Source organism: Micromonospora sp. ABR4_055 (assembly GCF_056160425.1).
This window is the reverse complement of sequence record NZ_JBSWXD010000299.1, coordinates 1-2,191: the sequence shown is the minus strand read 5'-3', so window position 1 is coordinate 2,191 and position 2,191 is coordinate 1. Positions and strand designations below refer to the sequence as shown.

Genomic DNA, 2,191 nt, shown 5'->3' with positions numbered 1-2,191 from the left:
CCGCCACATTACTTACGGTAACCAAGTTGGAGATCTTTCGCGTTTACGGATTGCGTTGAACCGACCTGGAAATAGTTTTGGGAAGTCCTCCTGATAGTCAAAACTCTGACCGGCCACCAGAATGGCTGCCGTGGAGACCATCTCGATCACTGAGGCCAAGGCTCGTATCGCTGAACTCGCCGATCGGGTCTCCCGGCAGCACGACCGCTACACGATCACCCACAACAGCCACGCGGACGTCATGCTGATCTCGGTGGCCGAGTACGAGTCGATGCGGGAAACGCTGGAACTGCTCTCCGACGCCGAAGCCCTCGCAGATCTCCGCCAGTCCAGGCAGGACTTCGCCTCGGGCGACACGTTCTCGATGGACGAGGTGCTCGGCGAGCTGAAACGACGTCGGAACACCGAAGCCAAGTAGGTCGTCGAGATCCAGCCGATCCGCCACCGACGCGACGCCTACCGCTCCTGACCGGCAACCGTCGTCACGGCCCCAATCCTGGCGGACCATGTACGCGATGTGAGGCTGAGATACCTATCCCGTTTGCCGATAGGTATCTCAGCCTCACATCGTGAGAGCCGTCGCCGGTAGCGAGCAGTCAGGCGGTGAAGGTGCTGGTCCTAGTGGCGGTGATGAAGGCGGACCAGCTCGCCGGGGAAATCACCAGCACCGGTCCTACCGGGTCCTTGGAGTCCCGCACGCCGACCACCCCGCCCAACTCGTCGGCCACCTCGACGCACTGGCCCTGATCGTTGGAACGGGTGCTCTTGCGCCACGTCGTGTCGGCCACCTCGACGCAGTGACCCTGATCGTTGGAGCGGCTGCTCTTACGCCAGGTGGCGTCAGCCACCTCGACGCAGTCGCCCTGATCGTTGGAGCGGCTGCTCTTACGCCAGGTGGCGGTGGACAGGTCGATCATGACTCGTACTCCTTTGCGGTCCGGGCGAGGAGGTCACGTGTCGCGGCCTGACCGAGCGCGGCGGCCGTCAGGTCATCGAAGGCAATCGTATAGCGCTCGGCCTCATCCGGGCGGTCCAGAAAGAGGGCACCGGTGAGGCCCTCGACGTAGACGGTGGTCGGCTCCAGCTCGGCCGGGAAGTCGAGCATAGTGAAGGCGCGCGACAAGGTTCCACCGTGGATGCCGGCGCTGAACGGGATCAGCCGGATCGACACGTTCGGCAGCTCACTCGCCTCGGCCAGCCGGCGCAGCTGGGCAGCCATGATCGCCCCGGAGCCGGCCGGGCGACGAACTAGCGCCTCGTCCAGCACGATGTCGAACCGAGGCAGGATCGGCTCCATCCGGGTGAGCAACTGCGCCCGCTGCAACCGCACCGCCACCCGCTGCTCGATCACCTCCGGCGACAGGCGCAGCGGGCTGCGGGCGAAGACCGCTGTGGCGTACTCGCGGGTCTGCAGCACGCCGGGGACGAGCTCGGTGTGAAATGCGCGGAGGTGGGAGGCGGCCTCCTCCAGACCGATGAACAGCTCGAACCAGGACGGGATGCTGGCGTAGTCGTGCCACCAGCCCTTCTCCTTGGTCTTCGGAGCCAGCGCGGCCAACGCCTCGACGGTCTTCAGGTCAGCGCCGTACAGCTCACAGAGCAGCACCACGTCCTCGGCGCGGATCGGCACCTCACCGCGCTCCATCCGCAGCAGCTTGGTCGCCGACCAGTCCAACTCCCGGGCCGCCGTGGTCTGCGGGACCCGGGCCAGCCGCTCACGCAGCCGACGCAGCTCCCGACCGAGCTGGCGTCGCGGGACCGACGAGTTCAACAGGGCCGAGGACATTGGTGCCACCTCCTGGAATTGATCATCTGCAGATTGATCATGCACGTCTGGCAGGTCAACTCTCGGTCGACCGAGGCCTATTCGACTGACTGGCCATATCTCTACCACATGGCCCCGACACTGTTGCGTTGGTGCAGATTGACCGACAGACTCTTCTTCGTTCGGGAACGAGATCGAAGCGCCGCAAATCGGCGCTGACCTTTCGTCGACGAATACGGCATGACCGATCGGTGGGCCGGCAAACCATCCGAACGGTCAGCGCCGTTCTCCCCAATCAGGCGTGGGGGGGGGGGGGGGGGGAAGCAAAACAAAAAACACAGCGATAAGGTCCGGGTTACACCCCCTATCCGCACAGAACACATCGCTGTGCCTCCTCATGTGGAGTTCTGGGTTACACGCAATGTG

3 protein-coding genes and 1 pseudogene are annotated in these 2,191 nt (G+C 64.3%); 1 reads left to right on the top strand and 3 read right to left on the bottom strand.

All coding sequences use genetic code 11. The features are described from left to right. The first annotated feature begins 130 nt into the window (after window positions 1-130). Window positions 131-418, top strand: coding sequence for a type II toxin-antitoxin system Phd/YefM family antitoxin (locus ACXAHD_RS31995; protein WP_353850297.1), 288 nt, complete (start codon window positions 131-133; stop codon window positions 416-418). A gap of 178 nt (window positions 419-596) precedes the next feature. Here the strand turns inward: ACXAHD_RS31995 and ACXAHD_RS31990 are convergent, their stop codons facing one another. The 3 genes and pseudogenes from ACXAHD_RS31990 to ACXAHD_RS31980 form a co-directional block, all read right to left on the bottom strand. Further along, entirely contained in the window at window positions 597-848 is a 252-nt protein-coding gene (locus ACXAHD_RS31990) for a DUF397 domain-containing protein (protein WP_289213686.1), read from the bottom strand. After that, a pseudogene (locus ACXAHD_RS31985) lies at window positions 843-917 on the bottom strand (DUF397 domain-containing protein); the annotation flags it as partial. The gene ACXAHD_RS31990 and the pseudogene ACXAHD_RS31985, both read right to left, overlap by 6 nt. Next, a complete protein-coding gene (locus ACXAHD_RS31980; RefSeq protein WP_281552838.1) occupies window positions 914-1,786 on the bottom strand; it encodes a helix-turn-helix domain-containing protein in 873 nt (290 codons plus the stop codon). The gene ACXAHD_RS31980 and the pseudogene ACXAHD_RS31985, both read right to left, overlap by 4 nt. Window positions 1,787-2,191: the final 405 nt, after the last annotated feature.

Coding starts and splice junctions, on each gene's coding strand:
- ACXAHD_RS31980 (WP_281552838.1), bottom strand. CDS start 1,786: ATGTCCTCGGCCCTGTTGAACTCGTCGGTCCCGCGACGCCAGCTCGGT.